The sequence below is a fragment of the Chloroflexota bacterium genome, from assembly GCA_020161265.1.
In the GTDB taxonomy this organism is placed as follows: Bacteria; Chloroflexota; Chloroflexia; order Chloroflexales; family Herpetosiphonaceae; genus Herpetosiphon.
Window position 1 is genome coordinate 237,252 of sequence record JAIUOC010000001.1, and the last position, 24,157, is coordinate 261,408.

The following is a 24,157-nucleotide window of genomic DNA, read 5'->3' on the forward strand; positions in this document are numbered from 1 at the left end:
AGGAGCGGAGCCATGGCGCTTGAGCTAGCAGGCATTGCCTTACAACGGGTGCATCGGATTCAAACGCTCGAACAACGGGCGGCGGTGTATCACCATGTGCTAGGTATGGCTGGCGATGTGAGCCAACAGTTTGGACGACACTCGGTTTGTTTGCAAATTGAAGGCATCTGTTATGGAGCCGAAGCCCAAACCATGTTGGATCAATTGCGCGGCATTTATCTGAAACAAGAGCCAGTCGAGTTTATCGCCGATATTGTCGGCCAAGGCTATGTTGCCAAAGTCACGCTTGATCAATTTCAAGTAACCCAACAAGCCTACGAGCCTGATCAATATAGTTATCGGTTGCAGATTGTCGAATATGCAGCGCCAAGTAAAAGCAAGGTCGCAGCGGCTCAAGTGAACGCCAGCATCAAAACCCAAGCTGTCCAATTGACCACACTTGCCAGCCTGCCCGATGCCTTAGCGTTTGGCTCGCTGCCCGAAATAACCAATCCAGTTGAACCATTGAAAACCGCGCTAGATCCGGTGCGTGAAGCCGCCAGCAGTCTGAGCGATTCGCTGGGAGCGCTGCGCAGCTTGTTGGGCTAGTGTGTTACGGGGAGATGTATGCAATCGTTGTTGAATGAATTACCGGGCAAAGGCCAATTAACCAGCCTGCTCGATGGGAAATTTACCCCCAGCGCCGTTGGTGCCGATGGCATGCGCGAGATCAACGCTGGAGCAATTAAAGATGATCTAGCGGCGGCCACGCCTGATGGCACTAGCCCTGCGGTTAGTTTGCCGGTAATGCCGCAAGGCTTGACCAAAGAAGGCTTTACTGGCCGCATCAACGCCCCGCTTGATCAACTTGGCGGAGTTAATCGCAATGCCTTGATTGGCGATGTGACCAGCAAGCCGCTGCCGATTAACTTGCCTGCGCCAACCTTCGATGTCAACGGCACAATGGGCAAAATCACCAATGCAGTGATTCCGGTGCAGGTTGATACACCAACTACCACGCCCGACCTGCCATGGCTAGATGTTGATAGCTTTACTGCGCCGCTGCGTAAATTAGCCGATGCTGGTGCTTCAACGCCCATGCGAATTTTGGGCATGCTCTTGAAAATTGTCGAATCATTCAAGAATACCTTGACTGATCCGGCCAAAATGACTGAGCTGACCACCGAGGCCTTGGCTGAAATTTACGTGGTGCAACTGCGCACGCTACGGCATAATTTGCCCTTGCATAGCCTGACGGCAACCAACAGCTTGCTCAGTAGCGGCTACCTTAAATCGTATCAACAAGCCCTCGATGCGCTCGAAAAAAACCAAGATATTGATGCTTTTCAGAAGTTGGGTCGCAGCACCTTGCTTTCGGGCTTGAGCCAGATTCAGCAATCCGACAAAACCTTGCAACGCATGTTGGCCAAAGATGTGGCGCAATTGCAACAAGCCTTGACCCAAGTGCTCGATTTTGGCGCTGCCGACGATGTGTTCTTGCAGGCCTATTTCGACCAACTGACGGCGCGAACTGGTCAAGTTTTGGGCGCAATCACCAGCCCAATCAAAGAATTAACCGAGATGGCCAACGATATTGTCAAATATCTTGAGGCCGCCGCGAAAAAGGCCGAAGAGGCTGCCCGCAATGTTTCAACCGCGATTGAAACCAACATTCAAAGCGTCAGCGGTGTGTTGAATGGCCTGCAAACCCAAATTACCAACGTTACCGCTGAGATCGAAGCCTTTCTCAGTCAGGTTGATGTTGGGCCAGTCGTACGCCAAATCAAAGATGGCTGTAACCGCATCAGCAGCGTGATCGAGCAATTTTTTGTGCGGATCGAGGAATTGAAACTCAAACTCGATGCTGCGGTCAAAAATGTGCAAGATAACGTTGATGCCAAATTGACCCAAACCTTCAACACCTTGGAGCAGCAAATTCGTCAATTGCTGGGCAAAATTAGCGAAGTGCTCAATCGACCTGATGTGCAAGATGCCCTGAACAAAGCGCGTCAAGGGATCGAAGATTTCAAAACCAAAATTGGCGATGCCTCGCTCAAGCCTGTGTTTGATTTGGTGATCGAGCAAACTACCAAATTAGAGGGCAATGTACGGGCGATTGATGTTGCTAGCATGGGCACGCCCCAAAAAACTGCGCTTAAAGTTGGCGCAAAAGTCATCGAAGCCGTTAAAGTTGATGAGATCGTCAAGCCTGAATTGCTCGATGCCTTCCGCCAAATTCGCGAGCCTTTGCAAGAGTTGGTCAATTTGCTCAAAAATCAGGTATTGGTGATTGAGCGCATGATCGATGAATTCAATCCTGGCACAATCGCCACCGATGCGATTCTCAACTCAGCGCCCTATCAACTGGTGATCAAAACCTTGGAAGAGTTCAAACCTTCGGAATTGTTGGCTCCGCTCAAGGATGCCAATGCCGAGCTGGCCAAACTGGTTGCCAAGCTTGATCCTGAGATTATTTTGAACGAGCTGCAACGCTTGTATGATCAATTGTATAGCTTGGTCGAGACGCTTTCGCCTGAATCGCTCAACCAACTGATCAACAAAGCGATCAACGCAGCCTCTAAAGAACTAACCAATATTCGCGATTACGAAATTGATTCACTGCTGAGCACGATCAAATCGGCGGTATCGCTAGAGAAACTGCTCGCCAAAACCGGCTTGCAAGATTTGGCTGATGCTGAATTTTGGACGATGCTCAAAAAAGTGCTTGGCGGCGATTATCTCGATGAAGTTTCAGCGGCCATGGATTCAATCGAAGCTTCGTTGCAAGCGAATGCTGCAACCTTGACTTTCCCAAGTGTGGCCGATGAAATTGCCAAAACCCGTGAGGCTTTTCAACTTGAGCTTGGTGTAACCTCGACCAATTTGGATGCTGCTGCAGCCACCTTAACGCAAACGATTGCCGCTGCTGCCGCTGAAATTGAAGGCTTGCAAGTTCGCCGCCGCACCTTGATGCAAACCTACGATCTTTCAACCGGCACAGGCTTGATGCTGCGCGATTTGGATTTAGCGCCGTTGACTGCCTTGAGCAGTACGCTTGGCCTGGTGACTGGCTCGACTAAAACAACCTTGAATAGCTGCATCGGGGTTTACAAGCCCGTGATCAAAGCCGAAGAAAGCCGGATTATCGCGCTCAATGAAAGTGTGTTGCAAAATGTGGTTGCGGCCATGTTCAAGCGCCAATTTGGCGACCCAGTGCGCAAATTCGTCACTGATGTCAAAGTTCAGTTGCAACCTTTCAAAGATGCGATTACTGCCATCCAAAAGATTTTAACCACCGTTACCAAGCTGCCAGCCCAGATCGATGCAGCGGTAGCGAATGTGTTGGATACGTTGGGTCGCAGTATCAAACAGGTGATTACCGATATTCTGGCCTTGATTGAGACGATTCGCACATCGCTGATTAGCGTGATCAAAACCACTTATGAAACGGTTAAGCGCAGTGTTGAAGCATTCAGCCCGATGTGGCTGCTCAACTCGGTTAGTGCCAGCGATTTTGCAGGCCAAGGTTTAATGACGCTGGCGTTGCGCATTCGGAATCCCAGCGGCGATCGCTTGGCGGCTTTGGTGCAAACCAAACTTACCGCCGCAGCCTTGGAATTATTGCAAAACCAAGCGGCTGGCAGTTTGAGCGAGGTTAATGCCACCAACGTGTTGCAGGCGATCAACGATACCCTGCGCGATGCGACGATCAGCACTCAAGCCACGGTTGATCTGGTGACGCAGCAATTGAGCAGCGCGATTGGCTTGATCGAAGCCAAGCCAGCCGAAACCCGCAGCGCCAGCGAAATGCAACAACTCTATCGCTACTTGGCTTTGAAGGGCCAACTGGGGCGGGCATGGTATGAGCTTTCGCGCACCCCAACCAACCAAAATCGCCTGATTCGGCTCAATCGGGTGTTGTTTGAAGCCTCGTATCCCAGCGATCTGGGCATGAGTTTGCAATCGCTGCATCCATTTATTGTCGAAGAAATTGCCCATCTCTATCCCGAAGAGACCGTCAAGCGGCTTGATGTGATCTACAAAATCATCATCGATAAAATCAAAGGCCTGCCTGATCAGTTGATTCGTCGCCCCTTGGACGATGAATTCAACAAAATCAAGCAAATTTTACATAAAACCTTTGATATCGAAGGCTTGTTCAACGTCATCGACATCAAATTGGCTGGGCTTGATGGCGATTTGGAAAAGGGCCTTGATCGTTTGAGCGATGCCTATGGTCAATTGTTGAACACGCTTGATGAGCGTTTAGCAGGGTAGCGCTGTGTTGGTGAAGTATCGGATCACAATTGGTTCTAGCAGTTTTAGCGCCGATCAAGCCGATTGGTTGGTGAGTTGCGCGAGTTATGGCTCGTTGCGCTCGCCAATCAACCGCTGTAGCCTGGTTTTTGCTAGTAAAAGCGGCCTGAATGCCAAACTTGGCGATCCTGTGAGCGTTGATTTAGGCGATGCTGACAGCTTGCAACGGGTCTTTACTGGCTGCGTTGCAAGCTGCCAAGCTAATCTGCACACGATCACGGTCGAGGCCTATAGTAGCGCTCAATTGCTGACCAGCATGCATCTAAACGCGCTCTACGAGCAGCGTTCAGGCGGAGCAATCGCTAAAGATTTGCTTGGTCGAGCTAAACTCAAGCTTGGCACAGTTGACGATGGATTGACCTTCAGCAGCTATTTGTGTTCAGCCAATCAAAGCGTATGGCAACATCTCCACGCTTTGGCGCAACGCTGTGGAGTCGATTGTTATAGCGATGTTCAGGATGCTGTGCATTTCAAAGCCTACGCCGCTAAAACCACCCATCAAGCACAGTATGCGCAGCAGCTTTTGCAATTTTCAGCCAGCCCAGTTCAAGCAAGCATCGATGGCCTCGAAATTCATGGTACGAGTCCAGCTGGCCAAGGCCAAAGCGATGAGGCCAGTTCATGGCTAACCAAGAAAGTGGTCAAAGGCAGCGCTGGCAAAAGCTCAGGCAATGTTTGGCGGATCAGCGATGCTACCGCGCGGAGCCAAGATCAAGCGCGGCAAATTGCCGAGCATCGGTTTCAGGCCTACGCTGCTACCCTCGCTGGCAAAGCCCAAGTGCTGGGGATGGCCGAACTAGCTTTGGGCGATGCGATTCAGTTTCAGCAAATGCCTGATGCCAGCCACAACCTGAGCGCCAAAATTCTGAGCGTCAGCCACAAACTCAATCGCTATCAAGGCTTTGTCAGCGAAATTAGCTGGGAGCAGCGTTAATGGAAGAACTATTGCAGATTATTCAGCGGGTTGCCGAACGCAGCACTCAGCGTATCCATACCAGCGAATTGGGGGTTGTGACGGCAGTTTTTTCGCATGCTGACGAGGGTGATAACGATAATTACCAATGTTCGGTGCAATTACGCAATTATCAGTTGCCCGATGGCGGCCCGTTTGAATTGCGCAAAGTGCCAGTTGCCACGCCCTACCTTGGTTTAGCCTGCATTCCCAATGTTGGCGATTTGGTGGTGCTCTCGTTTATTGGCGGTGATATTAATGCGCCAATCATTATGGGACGGGTCTACAACGATGAAGATCGTCCGCCGGCCAATAATCCCAAGGAGTTTTTGCTGCAACATAGCATCGCCGAAGGTGGCAGTTTGCTGCTGGATAGCGAAGGCAAAATTATCCTGACCAGCAAAAATGGCGAGAACACAATTACGCTTGAGGATGAGAAAATCGCCATTAGCAACGAGAAATTTAGCTTGGTGATTGATCTTGCGGGTGAAAAAATTAGCCTTAGCTCTAATAAAGATCTCAGTTTGATTGCTGAAACTGGCAAACTAACCGTCCAAGCCAATGCAATTGAGCTTAAATCCGATTCAACCTTGGATCTACAGGCTAGCGGCGCAATCAAGATCAAAGGTAGCACGATCGATTTGAACTAAGGGGATGTTATGGGCAAGCCAGCTGCCAAAAAAGGCGATCAAGTGACTGGAAGTTGTATGCACACGGTGCAACCGCCAGGTGGGCCGCCGCCGCCACCAGTTCAAGTGCCGCATCCATTTGTCGGCATGATCAATGATCAATTGAGCAGCAATGTCAAGATTGGCGGGCAGCCTGCGGCGGTGGCTGGCTCGAAGGCAATCAACACGCCAGCCCACATCCCAACGCCGCCAAACCTGAGTTTTATCAATCCGCCTAACAATCAAGCAACCTTGGAAGGTGGCAGCCAAACCGTCAAAATCAATGGCAAGCCAGCGATTCGTGCAGGCGATCAAGCGACAACTTGCGACGAAGCCAAGGTTAAAGGTGTGGTGGTGGCGGTTGGAACCGTCATGATTGGCGATTAAGCGAGGTTTGCAATGGCCGAATCCCTTGAAACTGATTTGCAACTAACTTGGCGCAGCCTTGGTATGCAATCGTCTGATCGAATTGCAGTTGATTTGGTGTCTGAACGCAGCGATTTGGCCTTGGTTAGCGGTCGGGCTAATTTGGCGCAGGCAATTGTTAATCGGCTCTTGACCCGTCAAGGCGAATTGAGCTTGCTTGGGCATCCCGATTATGGCTCACGCTTGTATTTGCTGGTTGGCGAGCCACAAAGCCGCCGCACGCATCTGCGAGCCGAGTTTTATGTGCGCGAAAGTTTGGGCTTTGAACGCCGAATCAGCGAAGTTGTTTCGGTCACGATTGTGCCAATTATGCCGCGCTCGGATCAACGTTCAACCCTCGAATTGCAGGTCGTGGTGCGGCCAATCGATCAATCGGAGCCGTTGGTGGTGAATATAGCAGTAGCCTTGGAGGGCTAGCGTGACGATTCATAAAAAACAATTTAATGATATTTATGCCAGCATGGTTGCCGATTCGCGCCAGCGCTTGCCACGGCTCTCCGATTTTGAAGAAGGCAGCGTGGTGCGTTCGCTATTTGAATCGTTTGCCTATGAGCTAGCCGTATTGTATGAGCAGCTGGATCTGGTCTATCAAGCTGGATTTATCGATACTGCTGAGGGGGCGCAGCTTGATCGGGTGGTGGCGATTTTAGGCATCAAGCGCAACGAGCCAGATTTTGCAACAGGCAGCGTGACTTTTCAACGTGATAGTACGAGTGAAGAAACGTTGATTCCGATTGGCACGTTGATCACCACCAAGGAAGATCCCAAGCAAACGCCTTCTAAAAAAGCTTATATCACAACTGAAGAAGGCCGAATTGCCCCAGGCATGGCCACAGTTGAGGTCCATGTACGAGCCGAAGAGCGTGGCAAACACATGACAACCGCCGAGCAAACGGTGATTGTGATGCCGCGACCATTGCCTGGCATCAAAGCAGTGACTAATCCTAAAGCGATCGGCTTTCGCGGGCGCGAGCGCGAAACCGACCAAGAATTGCGTGAGCGTGCCAAACAAACCTTGCTGGCTTCAGGCCGCGCCTCAAGTTTATCGATTGAAAATGCCTTGTTGAGTTTGCCCGAAGTACGCGAAGTGCGGATTCACGAAGATTTTCATAATAATCCTGAAGGCCGTCCAGGATCGATCGAAGTCTTTGTTGATGGCATGAACGAGCATAACGAGCGCCAATTGCGCCAACGTTTAGATGAGGTGCGGGCCGCTGGGATTTATGTGGTGCTTAAGCCAGCAGCACCGATTAATGTTGATGCAGTGATTCATATTGCGGCCAACGATCAGATTGCGAATGCTGAAAAAGGCCTGCTTGAAACCCAAGTGCGCGAAGCAGTTGAAGCTTACTTTGGCCGTTTGGGTATGGGCCAGCCCTTGCTTTTCTCGCAACTGACCAGCGAAATTTTGCAGGTCAAAGGCGTAAATGATTTGATTAATTTGGAGTTGCAGCTTTATCGTGAGGCCGATAGCAAAGCCCAAGGCATTGTGCAGTTGACTCGTAGCAGCAATTTGACCCAAACTTTGTTGATCGAGTTGCCCTGTGAATTGCGCACGCTGGATAATCAACGCTTTTTGGCAATCAATCCTGCAAGTTTTGCCCCCAACCAAGCGACGATTGAGCTTCAGGTGCAGGCGATGTTGGCTGGACGCAGCGGCGAGCTAGCAACTAGTGCCGCCTTGTGGGAAGAATTGGTGATCAATCAGACCAAAGTAACCATTGCTAACCTTCAGCCAATTTTATTGCAACGCACCAAACATACACCACAAGATAAGCGTTTGGAAAGCGCTATTTCCGAGATTTTTAATCCTGGCAGTATTCGGGTAGCGGCTGAGCCAAAGGATTTGCCAATCCTGATCTTTATTAAATTGGTTGAACCAGGCTTGGAGCGCGACGAGAAACGTCGCAAAATCGAAGGCGCAATTCAAGAATATATTGCTAGTTTGACGCTTGGCTCAGCCATCCAAGCTAGCGAAATCGAGAAGAAAATTCGGCTCTATCATCGCAAAGATTTTAGCTTGCGCATGCTGGCAAAGCCCTTCCAAAGCAACGAACGCCCTGAGGATAGCGCGATTCAGGTCAGTATTATTGAAAAGCCCGTTTTAGCTAACCTGCTGATCTATAGCGAGCGAGTCGAATTAACTGGCAAACTTGAGTTGACGGTTGCGCCAACCACCAGCGATAGCCAACGCCGCCAAATTTGCTATGAAGTGCGACGGGCAATTATGGCCTATCTCGATGATCTAGCTCCAGAGCAGGATTTAGAGCTAGCCCAGATCGAAGCGCTTGCCAAAGCCCAACTTCAGGTATTGCAAGTTGCTTTCAACCCTAAACACTGCCAGCTCTACAATCTCTCGACCAATCCAGTTAGTGTGCTGGCCGAGCGTAATAACGGTAAAGTCGTTAAAATCGCCAGCTTCGAGAAAGTTTTTCTCGCCAGCGATAGTGCCAGCGATCCGGCGCTGCGCTTTGTAATACAGGCTTAATTATGCAACGATTAACTGGCAAAACGATAGCCCTCTTGCAACGCTTGGCTCATTTTTACGCTCCAGCCGAGGCGGGTGAGTTGTTGTTGCTGTTCGCCGAGATGTTTGGGCGCAGGCTCGAACGAACTGAGCTTGATCTATACCATGTGCTGCGTTCGCATCATGTCGAGACTGCAACCAACCAAGGTTCACAAGGTTATATTGCCCCAATTGAGCAGCGCGGCGATCTCGATAAGATTTTTGCGCTCTACCTTGAGGCTTTGGGTGGCACATCGCAGCTGATCAAAATGAACCCCCGTTTTACCCAGCGTTCATTTGATGCCTACCGTTTGAGCCAAATCATTCTGACTGAGCAAAGCCCACTCCAAGCCTATCTTGATCAACTGATTGATCCAACGACATGGAAATTGCTGCGGCGTTATACCGTGGATTATGCCTATGTTTTAGGATCTGAGGTTCAGGCGGGCTTAGTTTTAGAATTGTTGGTACAGCGCACGCCGATCAGCACGATTATTGCCCAACAAATTGCCGAACGCTGCCCACAGGAATATCAGCAGATTCAACGCTATAACGGGGGCAGTAGCATTAGCCGTGGCTTGGCTTTAGCAGTTGCCCAAGCCTTGAATCAAGCGATTTTGGCTGATACCCAATTTTTTACGCGCCACTATGCTGTGCTGAGCAATTTGAGCTTGCCCAGCCATGCTTGGAGCCTGATTTATAGCTTGTATCGTGAGTTTTTGCGGCCAATCTATGCCCAGGAGCCAAACCCCGATCGGCGCAGCCAACTGCTGAATGTGCTTGATCAAAGCGAATCTAGCCCCAATCCGTTGAGCGATGATGTAGCGCGTTTGAATCGAATTATTGTCGATTCAGCGTTGGGCTATGATGCACGCTTGCGACCTTGGGGCTTGAGCGTGCGTCGAATTTCAAGCCTGCAAGAGGTGCGCCAAGCCTTATTGACCTTGCTCAATCAATTGCTTGATGACACACAATTAGTCAAGGCTGAGCGCTTTCCCGATTTGGCTGAAGATTTACCCACATTGCAAGCCAGCTATGCCGATGATCTGATTCGTTTGAATCGTTATGCCTTGGAAACGACTTGGGATTATGCGCTTGAGCCAAGCCATGCGCCCTATCGTGAGCGCTTGCAAGGCCTGATTGCCGTGCTCAAGCGCGGAGCCTCGACTCGCCAAGGCATTTTGGATATTGTGGCGGCCAATTTAGGCATTGTTGGCAATGATCCGGCGGTGGCGGCAGCCAAAGCCTTAATTGATATTGAAGAATTTCTGCCCAAACGAGCGCTCTTTTTTGCCGATAATCTCAAGTTCTACCAAGAATTTGAAGTCGATAACATCAATCGCAGCCCTGAAACGCCGCATATTTGGATTACGATGCTGAATGGGCCGTTTCGTGAGCTGACCAATATTGAGCTAATCGATATCAAAAGTGGCCAACGGGTGCGCTTTCCTGGCCGTTTGCAAATTGGCGATCGCTTGACCTTGGAAGGTACGCAAGTGCTGCGCAATGGGATCGTGCCGCCCGAAGGCTTGATTGGTACAATTCCCCAATTAAAACCTGGCGTAGCCCGTTGGCGCTTAAATGCCGACATTATTGGGGCTGATGGCAAGGTCTATCCAGCTGGAGCCTTCGATAAACAAGCCTTTGATCAAACCCTCTTTGTGCCCGACGAGCCAATTGTGCGGGTCGAAGTTTCGTCGTATGCCCTGACCTATGGCGTGTTCACGGTCACAATTCCTTGGCATATTGCGGGCTTTACCGATAAATTTGATGAAGGCGGCGATCACCCACGTCAGCAAATTCTGAATTTGGTTAATCGCGTGAAGGCGGCGGGTGTGCAAGCCTTGGTCGCCTATAAACAAGTCTTCCAAGAAGATCATGACCAACTTGATCGGCTTGATTTACGAATGCAAGGCCGTTTGCTCAATCAACAACACGACGTGAGCGATAGCTTTGATCTTGAGAGTCAGCAACGCAGCAACGAGCAGCATGATATCAGCGATAGCTTAGTGCTGTCAGGCCAGTTTGATTACACCCGATTTGATAGCCTCAATAGATTTGCATAGAAGGATGAGTGTATGTTCAGGAGTGAGCATTTGGATATTGCCGGACGCTTGACGATTCAGCAATTCACCAGCGCTGGTGAGTTGGTCGAGCAAATTAGCGCCCACAACGATATTACCGTGGCTGGACGCACGCTGGTAGCGCGGTTGTTCAATCGCGAAAAGCAAGGTGACGTGATTCAGCGGGTTTCGACGATTCAGCTTGGTGGATCAAAAGCCGCCTTCAATCCCGCCCATACTGCACTGGTTCAGCCAATTGGCACAACCAAAATTGCCCGAATCGAGCAACTTGACGTAACTGATAGTAGCAATAAGCCACGGATTATGCTGCGGCTCACTGGTGAGCTAGGCGAACGCGATTGTAATGGCGAGTTGCGTGAAGCTGGCCTATTTACGGAAGATGGCGTGATGTACAACCGCGTGATTTTCGACACGATCACCAAATCTGAGCAATTCAAATTGACATTAATTTGGGAAATTACCTTTTAGCGGGAGTCAGCAGCAATGGCCTATAATCATCAAGATAAACAAAGTGGGCAGCTTATTCGTGCCGCTGACTGGAACGAAATGAGCCGCGAAGTTGCGCGTTTGGATGAGGCGAAAGTTAATCGAACCGGCGGCGATGGTATCCAAGGGCCGCTCAAAGTAACTGCTGGAGCCGATGCAACTCAAGCATCGCTCAAAGTTGCGGCAACGACCACTGGCGCAAAAGCGCCGTTGGCTGAATTTCGCCATAGCAACCAAACCCAAGGGGTGAGCATTGGCTATGCGAGCATTTTGGCGACTGGCTCGAACCCCAACCAACCGCTGGCGATTGCCGCTCGTGGCACCGACCCCCTGACGTTGAATGCAGAAAGTGGCGGCAACGTGGGGATTGGCACGACCAATCCCCAAAATAAGCTTCAAGTCGAAGGCAATCTGCACCTGAATGGCAATACCCTGTATTTGCGCAAAAACCCAACCGATCAGTATGATTTGGTACGTTGGCAAGAAACGACAGATCGGGTCGAAATTGGCGGCTTCAATGGAGTAACGCTTGGCCATACCAAAGATGCCAGCAATGTGGTTAAACCGGTGCTCACGGTGCGTTCAGAGCAACAAGTGGAAGTAAATGGGAGTTTGACCGTTCAACTTGATGCTGCCACCCGCCATGTCCCACTGCTGCAAATTCGGCGTTCGGCTGCTGCCCGTGAAGATGGCAAATTTACCTTTCTCGAATTATTTCAAGAAGCCTCAGCAACCTTGGGTGAGGTTAATCCAAGCATTCGCTTTCATCATGGCAATCGCTATTGGTGGCGAATTGAAAGCCGGGCTGATGGATTCTACTTCAAAGATGGCAGTATTAATAGCGATAATTTAACTACAATTGTGGCGAACAGTTTGCGTTTTGGTGATGGTACGACCCAAAGCACAGCCATCAAACAGACCCAAATTCGCTCTGGTGTGGTGCAAACTGGCCATTTTGAAGGGGGCAATGCGACAAGAACCGTTAGAAAGGCGATTAACTATAGTGGATTTAGCCAAGTACCGACGGTCATTGTTGGCCTAGCTGGCTCGGATACCAACAAAGATCGTAATGTGCGGTTGGTAGTTTCGGTTGAGGGCGTGACCCAAACCTCGTGCACGGCGGTAGCCATGACGTGGGCCAATAGCGAGGTTTACGATGCCTGGATTTTCTGGATTGCCATTGGAGTTTAGGAGTGAATCATGCGGCAACAACTTGAACAACGTTTAGCGACATTGAAGGAAGAATTTCAGGCTGGTCAAACCATGCTGGCTGAGCTTGAAACCAAGCGCGAAAATCTGAATGCTACGTTACTCCGAATCAGCGGGGCGATTCAGGTATTAGAGGAAGAATTGGCGCGTGAGGCTGACCAATTGGCAATCGAGGCTGCATGATTCAACAACTGATCGAATCGATTGGGGCGTTGTTGCACTATCATTTGTTCAATAACGACCCCAACGCCAAAGCTCAGGTGCTGATTGGCATACCAGCCGCTAATCCGCCAGCCAAATTACCAAGTGTGGCGATTTATAGCACACCAACGAGTTTTGGCATGAAACAGCAGGATGATCAGGCTTGGCGTGAATTTAGCCAGAGCTGCACCATCGCAATTTATACCAAAGAGCCAGCGCAGGCTGAACGTTGGCTTTCGTTGAGCATCGGCGCGGTATTACTAAGCCAAACTGAGCTTTTGCACCATTATAATCAACAAAACCCCGTGCGCTATCGAAGTAGTGTGGTTGAATCGCTGCATCAAATTTATTCAATTCAATTGCTTGGGGCTGAGCCCCAAGCGGCCATCGATTTTTATCAATGGCAGATTCAATTGCTGGTTCATGGCCAATTTCAGGCCAAGTTGCGCCAGCCAGTTGAGGCCGACTATATTCGCGAAGTGTTGCTACAACTTAATTCAAGCGATCCCAGCTTGCCCGAATAAGCCTGCATTTTTTAATCAATAGCGTAACTTTCTTGTTGGGTACACGTATCACACGGCAAGAACGTTAGGCTATTGATTATTTAACTAGTACAAAATGCAGAGGTTGATTATGAATGAAGAATGGGATATTCACAGCAGCCAACGGCCATCAATTCGCCAATTTATTGATCTTGCCAAACGCGAACATGATGCCGCAATGCAAGCCTTAGACCCAGACCCCAACGCTGACCCATTAACCCAGCTTGATCTGCAATGGGCCAAAGAAAGCCTGAAATATACCGGATCACAACGATCTCAATTTGGGATTCCCGTCAAACAAGAACCTCGTCCATTTATGTTGATGGGATTCACGCTGGTTTTTATTGCAATTGCGAGCATATTTTTTGTATTCAAAGCATATTGTGTCAGCCTTTTTTTCTTGCCGTTCATCATTTTGATGCTGTTTGGTATACGTCATCAATTGCGTTTTGCCAAGGCTCAAAAAGATTATTTAGCTAAGCGTGCCCAATTAATTGCCCAACTGGGTTTGAAACCTGAGCAAGTTCCCCTGGCTCCAGTCGTCGAAAAACCACTGGTTCATCGTACCCCATTGGATTCGGCGGCCTCACAAATTCGCCAGCTGCAAAATCATTACCATGGAATTCACGATCAAGAACAATATCGCCGTTCAGTTAAAAGTATTATTGCTAATGCGCCTGAGCACGAGCGCGATTACCTCAGAGCTTTGGCTGCGATTGAATCCGAATGGGTCGAAGCACGACTTAAATATATTCGCTTTGAAAATGGTCGCCGCGAACAAAGAATTCCACGGGGGGCCAATTTGATGGTGATTCTACCAATCTGTGTGTTCTTTGCTGGAGCTTTCATTATTCAATATCTCTCAGGCGGGAACGTGGTTAACTTGGTTGGGGGCATTGCAATTCCTAGTGTGATTGCAATTGTGGCAATTCAATCGACCAAAAATGCCAAAAAATATCGTGAATTAGAGCAATATTACACCGAGCAACGTAATCAAGTGAATTATCGTTTTCGCGATCGAATACCTTTCTAATTTTTATGAATAGCTAATGAGGGTAGCTTGTTGTACGATAAAGTAGAAATTAAAATTAGTGTTATTTAAGGATGTTAAAGATGTCTAAGCAATTTGATAGCGATCAGCAAAATGCTCAAGATACTGAAAAAGGATTTGATTCTCGTGCTAATCCATTAACCGAATTAGACCAACAGATGCTGAAAGGAAAATCGAAATATCTTGGCCTCAGTGGCGCTAAGCGGGGTGAATCCTCAGGAAACCCGCTTAGCTTGATCGAATTAGCTGGTTTATTGTTGATTATAGGAATTATGCTATGGCCTAAGGTTAATAGTATTTTCTTACTTCCGCTCTATTGTGGCTCAATTATATTTATCAGTCTTGGCTTGATGGTAGTTTTAGGCCTGAGGAATGCCTTCCAAGAAACATTGGCCGAACGGCGCTATTTGAAACAGCGTGCAGCTTTGATCAAAACTTATGGTTCTGCGATTCAACCACCAACATTACAAGGTTTGTTCTATGTATACCCAAAAAGTAGTCGCTCAGAAGCTGAGACTCGTTTTCACGATCTGCAAAAAGCCCATTACCATAAACCAAAACGGGATCAAGCCTATCACGCTGAAATTCAGCGCTTGATTGATCATGTACCTGAAGCCGATCAGCGCTATCTCTCTGAATTGGATCGCTTAGAACGTAACTGGGTTAAAGAGCGTTATGAGTACTTAACCTTTGATCCAGAATCAAACAGTTATACGACTCCAACGAGAGGCGCTGCTTGGATGATTTTAATCGGTGGGATAGCTCTGCTTGGATCTGCTATCGTTATGCTGTTCCAAGGCCAATCATTGATGAATAGTAGTTTTATTGGCTTTTTTGGATTAATCTTGGTTGGGGGATTTTCTTCAGTCTATAAGCAAGGCCATTCATTGGCACAAGCAGAGCAACGTTATTTTGCTGATCGCCAACGCATTAGCCAAGAGTATGGGCGCTAAAACTTGGCAGATTCGCCAGCTGCAACGTCAGTATCAAGGCATTCACGATCAAGAACAATATCGCCATTCAGTTAAAAGCATTATTGTCAATCCACCTAAGCATGAACGTGATTATCTTAGGGTTTTGGCGGCAATCAAAGCTGAATAAGGCGACGCACGACTTAAATATATTCGCTAAATGGTCGTCGTAACCTTCCTACTAGGGCAACGTATGCAATTGCAGGAAGGTTTTTGTTGTTTAAATGACCGAAAAAGTCTTTGATTATGAGGCTCGAATTATGTTGAAAAAATCTGAATTACGCGAACTGATTGACCAAGCACTGCAAGACTATAGTGAAGCCGAAAAAGCCCTCGAACCAGACCCAAACACTGATCCTGTGACCTATTTAGACCAACGATGGCGACAAGAGCGGGTATCCTATGTTGGTATGAATCATCTTGATAATTCGCGCCCTATGGCAAACCCACTTGCTCTGGTCATATTTTTCCTCATGTTTTTTGGCGCAGGCATTATGTTATGGATTGAAGCAAGTAGGCTTCCAATCAGCATGCTCTATTGTGGATCAATCTTTTTTATCTTGACCAGCTTGTTAATCCTTTGGGCTCTGCGTAATGCAATCAGGCTGATGCTGGCTGAACGACGTTATTTTAAAAAACGAGCTATCTTGATCAAACAGTATGGTGATCCTACTTTAATTGTTGAGCTGCCAGTTGCAACGCGACGTTTACGCTATTCATGGCCAAAAAAGAGCCGATCAGAAGCTGAGACTCGTTTTCATGAGCTACAAGCCGAGTATTACAATATTTCGCGACGCGATCAAGCCTATTATGACCAAATTCGGCGTTTGATTGCCCATGCGCCTGAATCAGACCAGCGTTATCTGAGCGAGTTGGCTCAATTGGAGCGCGACTGGGTTAAGCAACGGTTTGGTAACCGTAGGTTTATGAGCGAAACCGAATATTATCAATCACCTAGCTTGTTTGGGGCTTGGATTGTATTGGGATTAGGCTTGGGGCTAGTTGGTTTTAGTGTGATGTTGGTTGTTGAAGGGCATAAATTGCTCTATCCGATGCTATGTTGTGCTTTTGGCCTGCTTATGGTGGCAAGTTTTTCAACGATCCGTAAGCAAGCGACAGAGCTTGATCAGGCTGAGCAACAATATTTTGCCCAGCGCCAACGCATTAGCCACGATTATGGGCGCTAAAACTTGGTAGATTCGCCAACTGCACCGTCAATATCAAGGCATTCAAGATCAAGAACAAGATAGGTGCTCAGTACATGCCAAAAAGTATCGTGAATTAGAGCAATATTAGGCCGAAAAACGCAACCAATTGAGTGGCCGTTTTCGCGATCGAACTCCATTTTAATGCTCAATCGTAGGTCTTTGAAACGCTTCGTTGATACTATTGTGAGGGTTTAAAGATGAATCAAATATCAATCATGCGGCGTGCGCTTGAACGTGCGAAAACGAACTCTGAACTAAGCGCTAGCGATCTTGAGCCTAATCCTAAGGCAGACCCATTAACCTATCTTGACCAACAATGGCGACAAGAACGTGCTAAATATGTTGGAATCTATAATGTTGATAATCCTAGTATGCGGCCTAACCCATTATTAATTGGCTCAATGCTGCTAACATGGGTTGGTTTTGGGGTTAGCTTATTGATTGAGGGACTTGTTTCGCGCTCAGGTCAGTTTGTGGGTGGGGCAATGCTTTTTATGCTTACGAGCCTACTCGTAATGCTAGCCTTTCGTAAAACCCTCCAGTTTGCCTTGGCTGAACGCCGTTATGAGCAAAAACGACGGATTTTGCTGGCAACTCTTGGCTATGCTGATCAAACGCTTACTCCTACAATGCCCTATCCACAAAATATTGCGAGCTACTCAGAAGCTGAAACAGCTTTTTACGCCTTACAACACGAAAACTATCAGCAACTTTTGCGCGATCATACCTATTATGCCAAACTCTATGACTTGATTCGGCTTGCACCCGAACCAGATCAAGCTTATCTGAAAGCATTGGCTGAACTCGAAGAAACTTGGGCTAGAGAACGTTTGGCGCATTTCAAGCTTAATAAAAAGAACGCAACCTTTGAAGCACCTTCACTAGTTACCGCTTGGGTTTTGTTGGGGGCTGGCTTGGCAATTATCGGGTTTGGTTTTTGCTTGATTGGTTTAGGCGAACCATTGACCTATACAATAATGTGTTGGCTATTTGGTCAACTCTTGATTGCAAGCTCTTTTACAATTCGTCAACAGCTCAAGCGGCTTGAGCTTGTTGATCAACGTTATTTTGCCCAGCGCCAACAAATTAGCCACGATTATGGGCGCTAGAACCGACTATATCAGCATGGCTAACCCTTGCCATGGGAGTATCTGATGCTAAAAACAACCAATGATCATGATCCTTTGGCCGAACTTGATCAGCAATGGGAGCAAGAACGAATTGGCTATGTTGGTGTGCATAATGCCGATCGACGGATCGAGTTTGTAAGCCTATCGTTGCTTGGGTCGCTTTTCTTTTTGTTTGTTGTCGCAGGAGCAGCGTTTTTAAAAGAGGGCATTAATCAAGGGGATGTTCGATTTTTCTTAGCAACGATTATTATCTTAGGCGTTAGTACGGTTTTAGGCCTTGGAGTATATGCTAGTGTTCGCTTAAAGCTAGCTGAAAAACGCTATTTAAAAAAGCGAGCTCAATTACTCCATACGCTTCCAGCATTAGCACAAACAAAACCATTACAATATTCATACCGCATCTCTTCGCCATTAAATCCTCAATCGGCACATTGGACTGCGGCTGAAACTCAAATTTACAGCCTGCAAGAATTGCATTATGCTGAACTAAAGCGTGATAAAGCCTATGCTGCGGCAATCCAAAAGATTATCGTTGATGCTCCAAAAGCTGAACAAGCCTATCTTACCGAATTAGTTCAATTAGAACAACGTTGGGTTGTAGAGCGGCTGCGCTATCGCAATATTCAACCCTATCATCAGTATTATCATTATAGACAACTTGCTAATGATGATGAGGCGAGCTACCCGCTACCAATGAAAACGTGGATGGTGTTAGTGATTGGCATTGCCTTGGTGGGGTTGGGCTGCATGCTGGCCTGGAATGGCTCGACTTCGCTGTTAAATGTGCTTGTGGTTTGGTCATTTGGGTTGGTTTGGATTTTTGCAGCTAGGGAGCTTTATCGAACTAGCCCAAACTTGCAGCGTGCTGAACAGAACTATATTAACAGCCAATATGCGTTGGCTCAAAAACATAATCGCTTGGTAAGCTCAAGCGATCTGAGCTTGCGTGGTTAATCGCAATCAGATCGCTTGAACTCAATCGTTTAGCGTTTTTGTTCGCCTTCAGATGCCTGACGACGCAATAATTCGAGGATTTTGGTTTGTGGTAAGCCGGTTTGCGCGGCCAAGCGAGCTAACTCTTGAGCAAGATCACGCGGATTCAGCGCCAAGATCCGTTTGGCTTCGGTGGCTTGGGTCTTTTTATCAATCATCGCGGAACTCCTATATTGGCTCTAGCTGAGTTGGCTGTATTGTAGCGCAAATAGCTTAAGCCTCAAAGCGCTTAGCCTTTAAGTTTGTTGAGTAAGCGCATCATGCGACCATTTTTAATCGTTTTTAAATTCTGTTCAAGCTGGGCAATATGTTGATTTTTAGCCTCAAGCGTTGCTTCGAGCCGCTGCACATACTCATTCATCGCTTGAAGTTGTTGGGCCAGTTTGGCATGATCGCGTTCAAACCAGATTAATTTTTGGTTGATCTCGCTTAAGTGTTCACGATAGAGTTGGCGTGAAGGTTTGGCAGCATAGATTGTTAATAATAAGTGCTCAGCTGATTCATCGCAATAAAATGTTTCGAAGCCTGCTTTAACTAAAACCATGCTTAACGTTTCGGCAGTATAGTGCACTGGATGCGAGGCACAAAAAATATGCGAGCTATTGCCTTGCCGCACATATTCAGCAGCAAAACGATAGGCAGGCACTTGAATTGCTAACACCCCAGTTGGGCTAAGCAATTCGGCAAGTTGGCTGAGCATTTGCACTGGCTCATGTAAATGTTCGACCACATGCCAACAGGTGATTAAGTCGAATGGTTGATTTTTGGGAAGATCGCTGAGGCTTGAGTAGATGGTTAACCCAAAGCGTTTGCGAGCTTCAGCGGCGGCCACTTGCGATAATTCGACTCCAGTTGTTTGCCAGCCACGGCGAGCGGCAGCAGCTAGCAGATAGCCACGATTGCAGCCCACATCGAGCATTCGACCAGGCGTTAGCTCAGTCATGGCTTCAATCCAATCGATAATGCCTTCGCGATCCTGAACAGCCTGGGCTTGAGTTACCTCGTCGTATTGATAGACAAGGCTTTGATCTTCTAACATATGCGTGCCAAGCAAGGAGAGTCGTGGATTGAGATAGACAAGCGAACATGCAGCACATTGATAGAGCGATAAACCCTCTTCTAGATACGCTTCAGGATAATGTCCAACAAAACTTGCCTCTGTATGATTGCAAACCGGGCAACCAGTTAATCGCTCGGTTGGTAAGGCTTGAATCGTCACAAAGAAAATCCTTTCCACTTAAACACTCGAAACTGCTAGCAGTGCGCTATTATACCAAAGCCAATGGGCAGCATTTGTGCTTCAGTTTGTTACACGAGTGATACAATTGGCCGTGATATTTTGCAGTATAATTGGCAGGCTATGAAACATATTGCTGTTGTAATTCTTAATTTTAATTCGGGCGATGTGCTGAAGCCATGTTTAGCCTCACTTGCCGACCAAAACTGGCTCGGCCAGCTTGAGGTGTGGGTGGTCGATAATGCTTCATCCGACAATAGCGTGGCTATGGTACGTGCTGAGTTTCCTTGGGTACGCTTAATCGCTTCGCCGCAAAATATTGGCTTTTCGGCGGGCAATAACCTCGCCTTGCGCCAGATTTTGGCCGAAACTCCAACGCCTGAAGCTGTTTTGGTGCTCAACCCCGATACGGTTGTTCCAAGCAACGGGATTGCGGGCATGGTTGAGGCCTTAGTCGAACGCCCCAAAGCCGGCATCATTGGGCCAAAATTGGTATTAGCCGATGGCTCGCTCGATTTAGCCTGCCGACGGGCGTTTCCTTCAGCCGAGGTAGCGCTCTACCGTATGATTGGTTTATCGAAGCTATTTCCCCGTTCGCCACGCTTTGGGCGCTATAACATGACCTACCTCGACCCTGATCAAACCACCGAAGTTGATTCGATTGTCGGGGCGGCGATGTTGTTGCGGACTGAGGTTTTGCGCGATGTGGGCTTGCTCGATGAAGCCTTTTTTATGTATGGCGAAGATATCGATTGGTGTTATCGGACTAAGAGTTATGGCTGGCAAGTTTGGTATGATCCACGGGTGACGATTTTGCACTATAAGCGGGTTTCGAGCACCCGTCGGGCCGTGCCATCAATTCGGGCTTTTTATGATGCGATGCGGATTTTTCACCGCAAACATTATGAAGCAACGACCTTGGCCCCATTAAATTGGCTGATTTACCTTGGAATTACCCTGAAAGAATGGCAAGCACTGGTGCGTAATCGATTACGACCTTTAGCCTCACGTCGAGCAACCCATGGCAACAACCACAATGCTTAATCAAACAACCGTTGTTACGCGTCGTTATCGCTATGTTGTTCTATTGCTGCTGATGGGCTGCGATATTATTGGCGTGAACGGCGGTTTTTTTCTGGCCTACTACCTTAATCTCGCAGCGATAGTGCGCGAATTTCAGCCACCGAGCTTTGGTCAGGTGTTGCTGACCTTGGCGGTGCTGAATGCTTTATTTGGCACGCTATTCACGGCCAATGGGCTATATCGCATGCAGCGCGGTGGCTCGCGCATCGACGAAGGCTACCATATTTTTCGGGCGATTTCGATTGGTACAATCATGTTTATCGCCCTGAATAACTTGTTTCCGTTAATTAATATTACCACTCAGACCCTTGTTTATGGCTGGGTTTTGGCAACAATTGGCACGACAATCTTGCGCTTGATCTATCATCGGGCAATTGGTCAATTACGCTTGCGCGGCTATGATACGCGGCGGGTTTTGATTATTGGGGCTGGGGAAATTGGCCAGCTAGTCTATCGCCAAATGAGCAAAGCACCGAGTCTTGGCTACCAAATTATTGGCTTTCTCTCCGATGATGTGCCAACGGGCCAGCAAGTTGTTGATGATGTGCCAGTCTTGGGCAAACGGGCCAAACTTGGTTTAGCCGTGCGCACTTGCGCGATCGATGAAGTGATTGTTGCGCTCAGCGGAGCTTCGTATAACGATGTGTTTGAGTTGGTTTCGCAAGTTGAAGATGAAAGCGTTTCGATCAAAATCTATCCTGATGCCTTTCAGCTGATCACCAATAACGAGGTTTCAGTCGGCGAATTAAGTGGTTTGCCGTTGATCACCGTGCGGGCTGTGCCGCTTGACCGCCAATTAAATCGTACAGTCAAGCGTTTGTTGGATATTGCGGTTTCGGCGGCGGCTTTGATTATGCTTTCGCCGTTGTTGCTGCTGATTGGGATTTTGATCAAAATTGATTCGCCAGGCCCAGCTTTTTTTATTCAAGAGCGGGTTGGCCGCGACGGCAGGCCATTCAAGATGATTAAATATCGTTCGATGCGGCTTGATGCTGAGAAACTTGGCACTTGGACAACTCCCAACGATGATCGGCGCACGCGCTTAGGTACATTTTTACGGCGCTTCTCAATTGACGAACTACCACAATTTATCAATGTATTGTTGGGCGATATGAGTGTGGTTGGGCCTCGGCCTGAACAACCGCGCTATGTTGCCCAATTTAGCGAACAAATTCCACGCTATATGCATCGCCACCGCGAAAAAGCTGGAATTACTGGTTGGGCACAGGTCAACGGTCTTCGTGGCGATACGTCAATCGAGGAGCGTACCCGCTACGATCTCTACTATATCGAAAATTGGTCACCGCTGTTTGATATTAAAATTATTATCCGCACTGCCTATAATGCAATTCGTGGTGATGAAAATGCTTACTAAAACAATCCCCGCCCCTTGGTTAATGGAGCGGGGATTATCCTTTTAAGCAAACAGCGGTGTATCGCCCTCGCTCCGTTCGCGTGGTAACCACCAAATTGGAATCAAGGCTAGCAAACAAACCACGGCGGCAGCAAAAAAGGTGCTGTGATAAACGGTCATTTCGTTTTGAGTTAGGGCTAATTGCGCCGCGCCAGTGTTGAAATCTTCCATGGTAAACACCAACTTGCTGTTGAGGCTGGCGCGATAGGCCAAACTCCACGAAGCCAAAGCCGAAACGCCCAAGGTGATTCCAACCATGCGCAAGGCATTCAACAAGCCTGCGGCTGTGCCCATCGATTCGCGGGCAACTGTGCCGATCGCGGCGGCGCTCAAGGCTGGGAGTACCAAGCCAAAGCCGGTGCCTGTCAATAATAAATAGATGGTTAATTGCAATTGATTGGTTTCTGCTACCCAAAAGCCTAGCAGCGCAAAACCAATTGCGGTGGTGAGCATGCCAAGGCCTGCAACCAGTCGGGCACTCATCCGCCGCATCAACATGCCACCCAAAACTGCCCCAATTGGAATCATCATGGTCAAGCGCATTAATGTTAGGCCGCCTGAAAGTGCATCGCCTGCCAGCACCGTGCCGACAAAAAACGGCACATTGACCATACCCACAATCAAAGCCATGCCAACCAGCACATTAGTGATATTGGCGGCGCTAAACGCTGGGGTGCGAAAGGCGCTTAGTTCAATTAATGGAGTGGTAGTGCGCCGTTCCCACCAGATAAAGCCAATAAAACTGAGCACTGCTAATACCAAGAGGCCAATTGTTAGCGGCGATGTCCATTGCACCGCATATTGATCGAGGTTGCCGCTTTCGGCACTTGGCTCAATGGCCAAACTACCGAGTGAGCGCGAAAGGGCTACGGTTAGGGCGGTTAAACTGACGGCGATTAAGCCACCGCCAACGTAATCAATTGCCCCACGATTGCCAGGCCGATCGGGCAAGGTGCGAATAATGGCCCAAGCCAAGGCTGCGCCCAACGGAATATTCAGCCAGAAAACCCAACGCCAACCATCAATATCGAGTAGTTGAATTTGTGAAATCAAGCCACCATAGGCTGGGCCAAGCACCCCGCCAGCCTCGCCAGCCGCTCCCATAATTCCCAAGGCGGTTGCATGATGAATTGGCTTAACTTCGTCCATCGAGATTGCTAGGCCGATTGGCAGCACAGCACCGCCGCCAATGGCCTGAACGATCCGCCATGCCACCAACGACCAAACGCTATCAGCCAAGGCACAACCGATTGAGCCACCAACGAAAACCCCAAGAGCGGCCAAAAATAAACGCCGATGACCATAGGCATCGGCAATTCGCCCCAGCAAGGGCATGGCGACGGTATAGCCCAATAAATAGCCAGTGATGACCCAAATACCTTGTTCAAGCGCTTGTTCAACATCAAGGCCTAGCGTGCTGACCACATTTGGTAAGACGGTGATTACCACCGTTTGGTCGAGAGCGGCCAAAAAAATGATCAGGGCTGTCCAAATCAAGCCCCATGGCCAGCGACGTGTTTCTATCATAGATGCGATTCCTACCGCTAATTCCTCTCCGTGCTGCATCATAGCATGCAGCTTTAGCCCACGACAAGGATTGTCACGGGCGTTAACAGATTGCAGCGATTTTGAAGGCTAAATGTCGCTCCTTGCTTAATATCAATTAATTATTGTGCTCCCTGAAGTGTGAGCGAATGCAA

General features: G+C 48.3%; 23 protein-coding genes. 20 read left to right on the plus strand and 3 right to left on the minus strand.

From position 1 onward, the window contains the following. The first annotated feature begins 12 nt into the window (after positions 1-12). The 18 genes from LCH85_00850 to LCH85_00935 all read left to right on the plus strand — a co-directional run bounded on the left by LCH85_00850 (position 13) and on the right by LCH85_00935 (position 18,684). The gene (locus LCH85_00850; protein ID MCA0350518.1) at positions 13-588 is read left to right on the plus strand and encodes a hypothetical protein; all 576 of its coding nucleotides are present in this window, start codon (positions 13-15) and stop codon (positions 586-588) included. 18 nt (positions 589-606) lie between these two features. Then, on the plus strand, positions 607-4,257 hold the full coding sequence (locus LCH85_00855) for a hypothetical protein (protein ID MCA0350519.1): 3,651 nt from the start codon (positions 607-609) through the stop codon (positions 4,255-4,257). A gap of 4 nt (positions 4,258-4,261) precedes the next feature. Then, a complete protein-coding gene (locus tag LCH85_00860) occupies positions 4,262-5,230 on the plus strand; it encodes a hypothetical protein (GenBank protein MCA0350520.1) in 969 nt (322 codons plus the stop codon). Continuing rightward, entirely contained in the window at positions 5,230-5,898 is a 669-nt protein-coding gene (locus tag LCH85_00865) for a phage baseplate assembly protein V (protein MCA0350521.1), read from the plus strand. The genes LCH85_00860 and LCH85_00865 overlap by 1 nt, the downstream gene beginning before the upstream one ends. 9 nt (positions 5,899-5,907) lie before the next feature. Beyond that, complete coding sequence (locus LCH85_00870) at positions 5,908-6,303, plus strand: PAAR domain-containing protein (GenBank protein MCA0350522.1); 396 nt, start codon at positions 5,908-5,910, stop codon at positions 6,301-6,303. Between the two features lie 12 nt (positions 6,304-6,315). Beyond that, positions 6,316-6,759 carry a GPW/gp25 family protein gene (locus LCH85_00875; protein ID MCA0350523.1) on the plus strand — a complete coding sequence of 148 codons (444 nt, stop codon included), beginning with the start codon at positions 6,316-6,318 and terminating at the stop codon, positions 6,757-6,759. A gap of 1 nt (position 6,760) precedes the next feature. Continuing rightward, positions 6,761-8,830, plus strand: coding sequence for a baseplate J/gp47 family protein (locus tag LCH85_00880; protein ID MCA0350524.1), 2,070 nt, complete (start codon positions 6,761-6,763; stop codon positions 8,828-8,830). Positions 8,831-8,832: 2 nt separating this feature from the next. Further along, positions 8,833-10,914, plus strand: coding sequence for a hypothetical protein (locus LCH85_00885; protein MCA0350525.1), 2,082 nt, complete (start codon positions 8,833-8,835; stop codon positions 10,912-10,914). A 12-nt stretch (positions 10,915-10,926) separates the two neighbouring features. Continuing rightward, positions 10,927-11,400: a hypothetical protein gene (locus LCH85_00890; GenBank protein MCA0350526.1), complete on the plus strand. Its 474-nt coding sequence runs from the start codon at positions 10,927-10,929 to the stop codon at positions 11,398-11,400. A gap of 15 nt (positions 11,401-11,415) precedes the next feature. Further along, entirely contained in the window at positions 11,416-12,609 is a 1,194-nt protein-coding gene (locus LCH85_00895; protein ID MCA0350527.1) for an H-type lectin domain-containing protein, read from the plus strand. A 9-nt stretch (positions 12,610-12,618) separates the two neighbouring features. Beyond that, positions 12,619-12,810: a hypothetical protein gene (locus LCH85_00900; GenBank protein ID MCA0350528.1), complete on the plus strand. Its 192-nt coding sequence runs from the start codon at positions 12,619-12,621 to the stop codon at positions 12,808-12,810. Beyond that, complete coding sequence (locus LCH85_00905; protein ID MCA0350529.1) at positions 12,807-13,352, plus strand: hypothetical protein; 546 nt, start codon at positions 12,807-12,809, stop codon at positions 13,350-13,352. The genes LCH85_00900 and LCH85_00905 overlap by 4 nt, the downstream gene beginning before the upstream one ends. A gap of 109 nt (positions 13,353-13,461) precedes the next feature. Further along, positions 13,462-14,403, plus strand: a complete 942-nt coding sequence (locus tag LCH85_00910) for a hypothetical protein (protein ID MCA0350530.1) — start codon at positions 13,462-13,464, stop codon at positions 14,401-14,403. Positions 14,404-14,483: 80 nt separating this feature from the next. Beyond that, positions 14,484-15,374: a hypothetical protein gene (locus LCH85_00915; protein ID MCA0350531.1), complete on the plus strand. Its 891-nt coding sequence runs from the start codon at positions 14,484-14,486 to the stop codon at positions 15,372-15,374. Next, positions 15,364-15,522, plus strand: coding sequence for a hypothetical protein (locus LCH85_00920; GenBank protein MCA0350532.1), 159 nt, complete (start codon positions 15,364-15,366; stop codon positions 15,520-15,522). The genes LCH85_00915 and LCH85_00920 overlap by 11 nt, the downstream gene beginning before the upstream one ends. Positions 15,523-15,616: 94 nt before the next feature. Continuing rightward, the gene (locus tag LCH85_00925) at positions 15,617-16,579 is read left to right on the plus strand and encodes a hypothetical protein (GenBank protein MCA0350533.1); all 963 of its coding nucleotides are present in this window, start codon (positions 15,617-15,619) and stop codon (positions 16,577-16,579) included. A 218-nt stretch (positions 16,580-16,797) separates the two neighbouring features. Then, positions 16,798-17,709, plus strand: a complete 912-nt coding sequence (locus LCH85_00930; GenBank protein ID MCA0350534.1) for a hypothetical protein — start codon at positions 16,798-16,800, stop codon at positions 17,707-17,709. Positions 17,710-17,754: 45 nt separating this feature from the next. Beyond that, positions 17,755-18,684 (plus strand): hypothetical protein, encoded by a 930-nt coding sequence (locus LCH85_00935; GenBank protein ID MCA0350535.1) that lies wholly within the window; start codon positions 17,755-17,757, stop codon positions 18,682-18,684. A 29-nt stretch (positions 18,685-18,713) separates the two neighbouring features. Here the strand turns inward: LCH85_00935 and LCH85_00940 are convergent, their stop codons facing one another. Further along, positions 18,714-18,881 (minus strand): hypothetical protein, encoded by a 168-nt coding sequence (locus LCH85_00940; protein MCA0350536.1) that lies wholly within the window; start codon positions 18,879-18,881, stop codon positions 18,714-18,716. 71 nt (positions 18,882-18,952) lie between these two features. Further along, positions 18,953-19,942: a class I SAM-dependent methyltransferase gene (locus LCH85_00945; protein ID MCA0350537.1), complete on the minus strand. Its 990-nt coding sequence runs from the start codon at positions 19,940-19,942 to the stop codon at positions 18,953-18,955. Between the two features lie 141 nt (positions 19,943-20,083). On the opposite strand from LCH85_00945, the gene LCH85_00950 reads away from it, so the two are divergent. Beyond that, the gene (locus LCH85_00950; protein ID MCA0350538.1) at positions 20,084-21,004 is read left to right on the plus strand and encodes a glycosyltransferase family 2 protein; all 921 of its coding nucleotides are present in this window, start codon (positions 20,084-20,086) and stop codon (positions 21,002-21,004) included. Continuing rightward, the gene (locus LCH85_00955) at positions 20,982-22,418 is read left to right on the plus strand and encodes an undecaprenyl-phosphate glucose phosphotransferase (GenBank protein MCA0350539.1); all 1,437 of its coding nucleotides are present in this window, start codon (positions 20,982-20,984) and stop codon (positions 22,416-22,418) included. Before LCH85_00950 ends, LCH85_00955 begins: the two co-directional genes overlap by 23 nt. A gap of 42 nt (positions 22,419-22,460) precedes the next feature. Here LCH85_00955 and LCH85_00960 read toward each other — a convergent pair whose 3' ends face one another. Further along, positions 22,461-23,984, minus strand: a complete 1,524-nt coding sequence (locus LCH85_00960) for an MFS transporter (GenBank protein ID MCA0350540.1) — start codon at positions 23,982-23,984, stop codon at positions 22,461-22,463. Between the last annotated feature and the right edge of the window lie 173 nt (positions 23,985-24,157).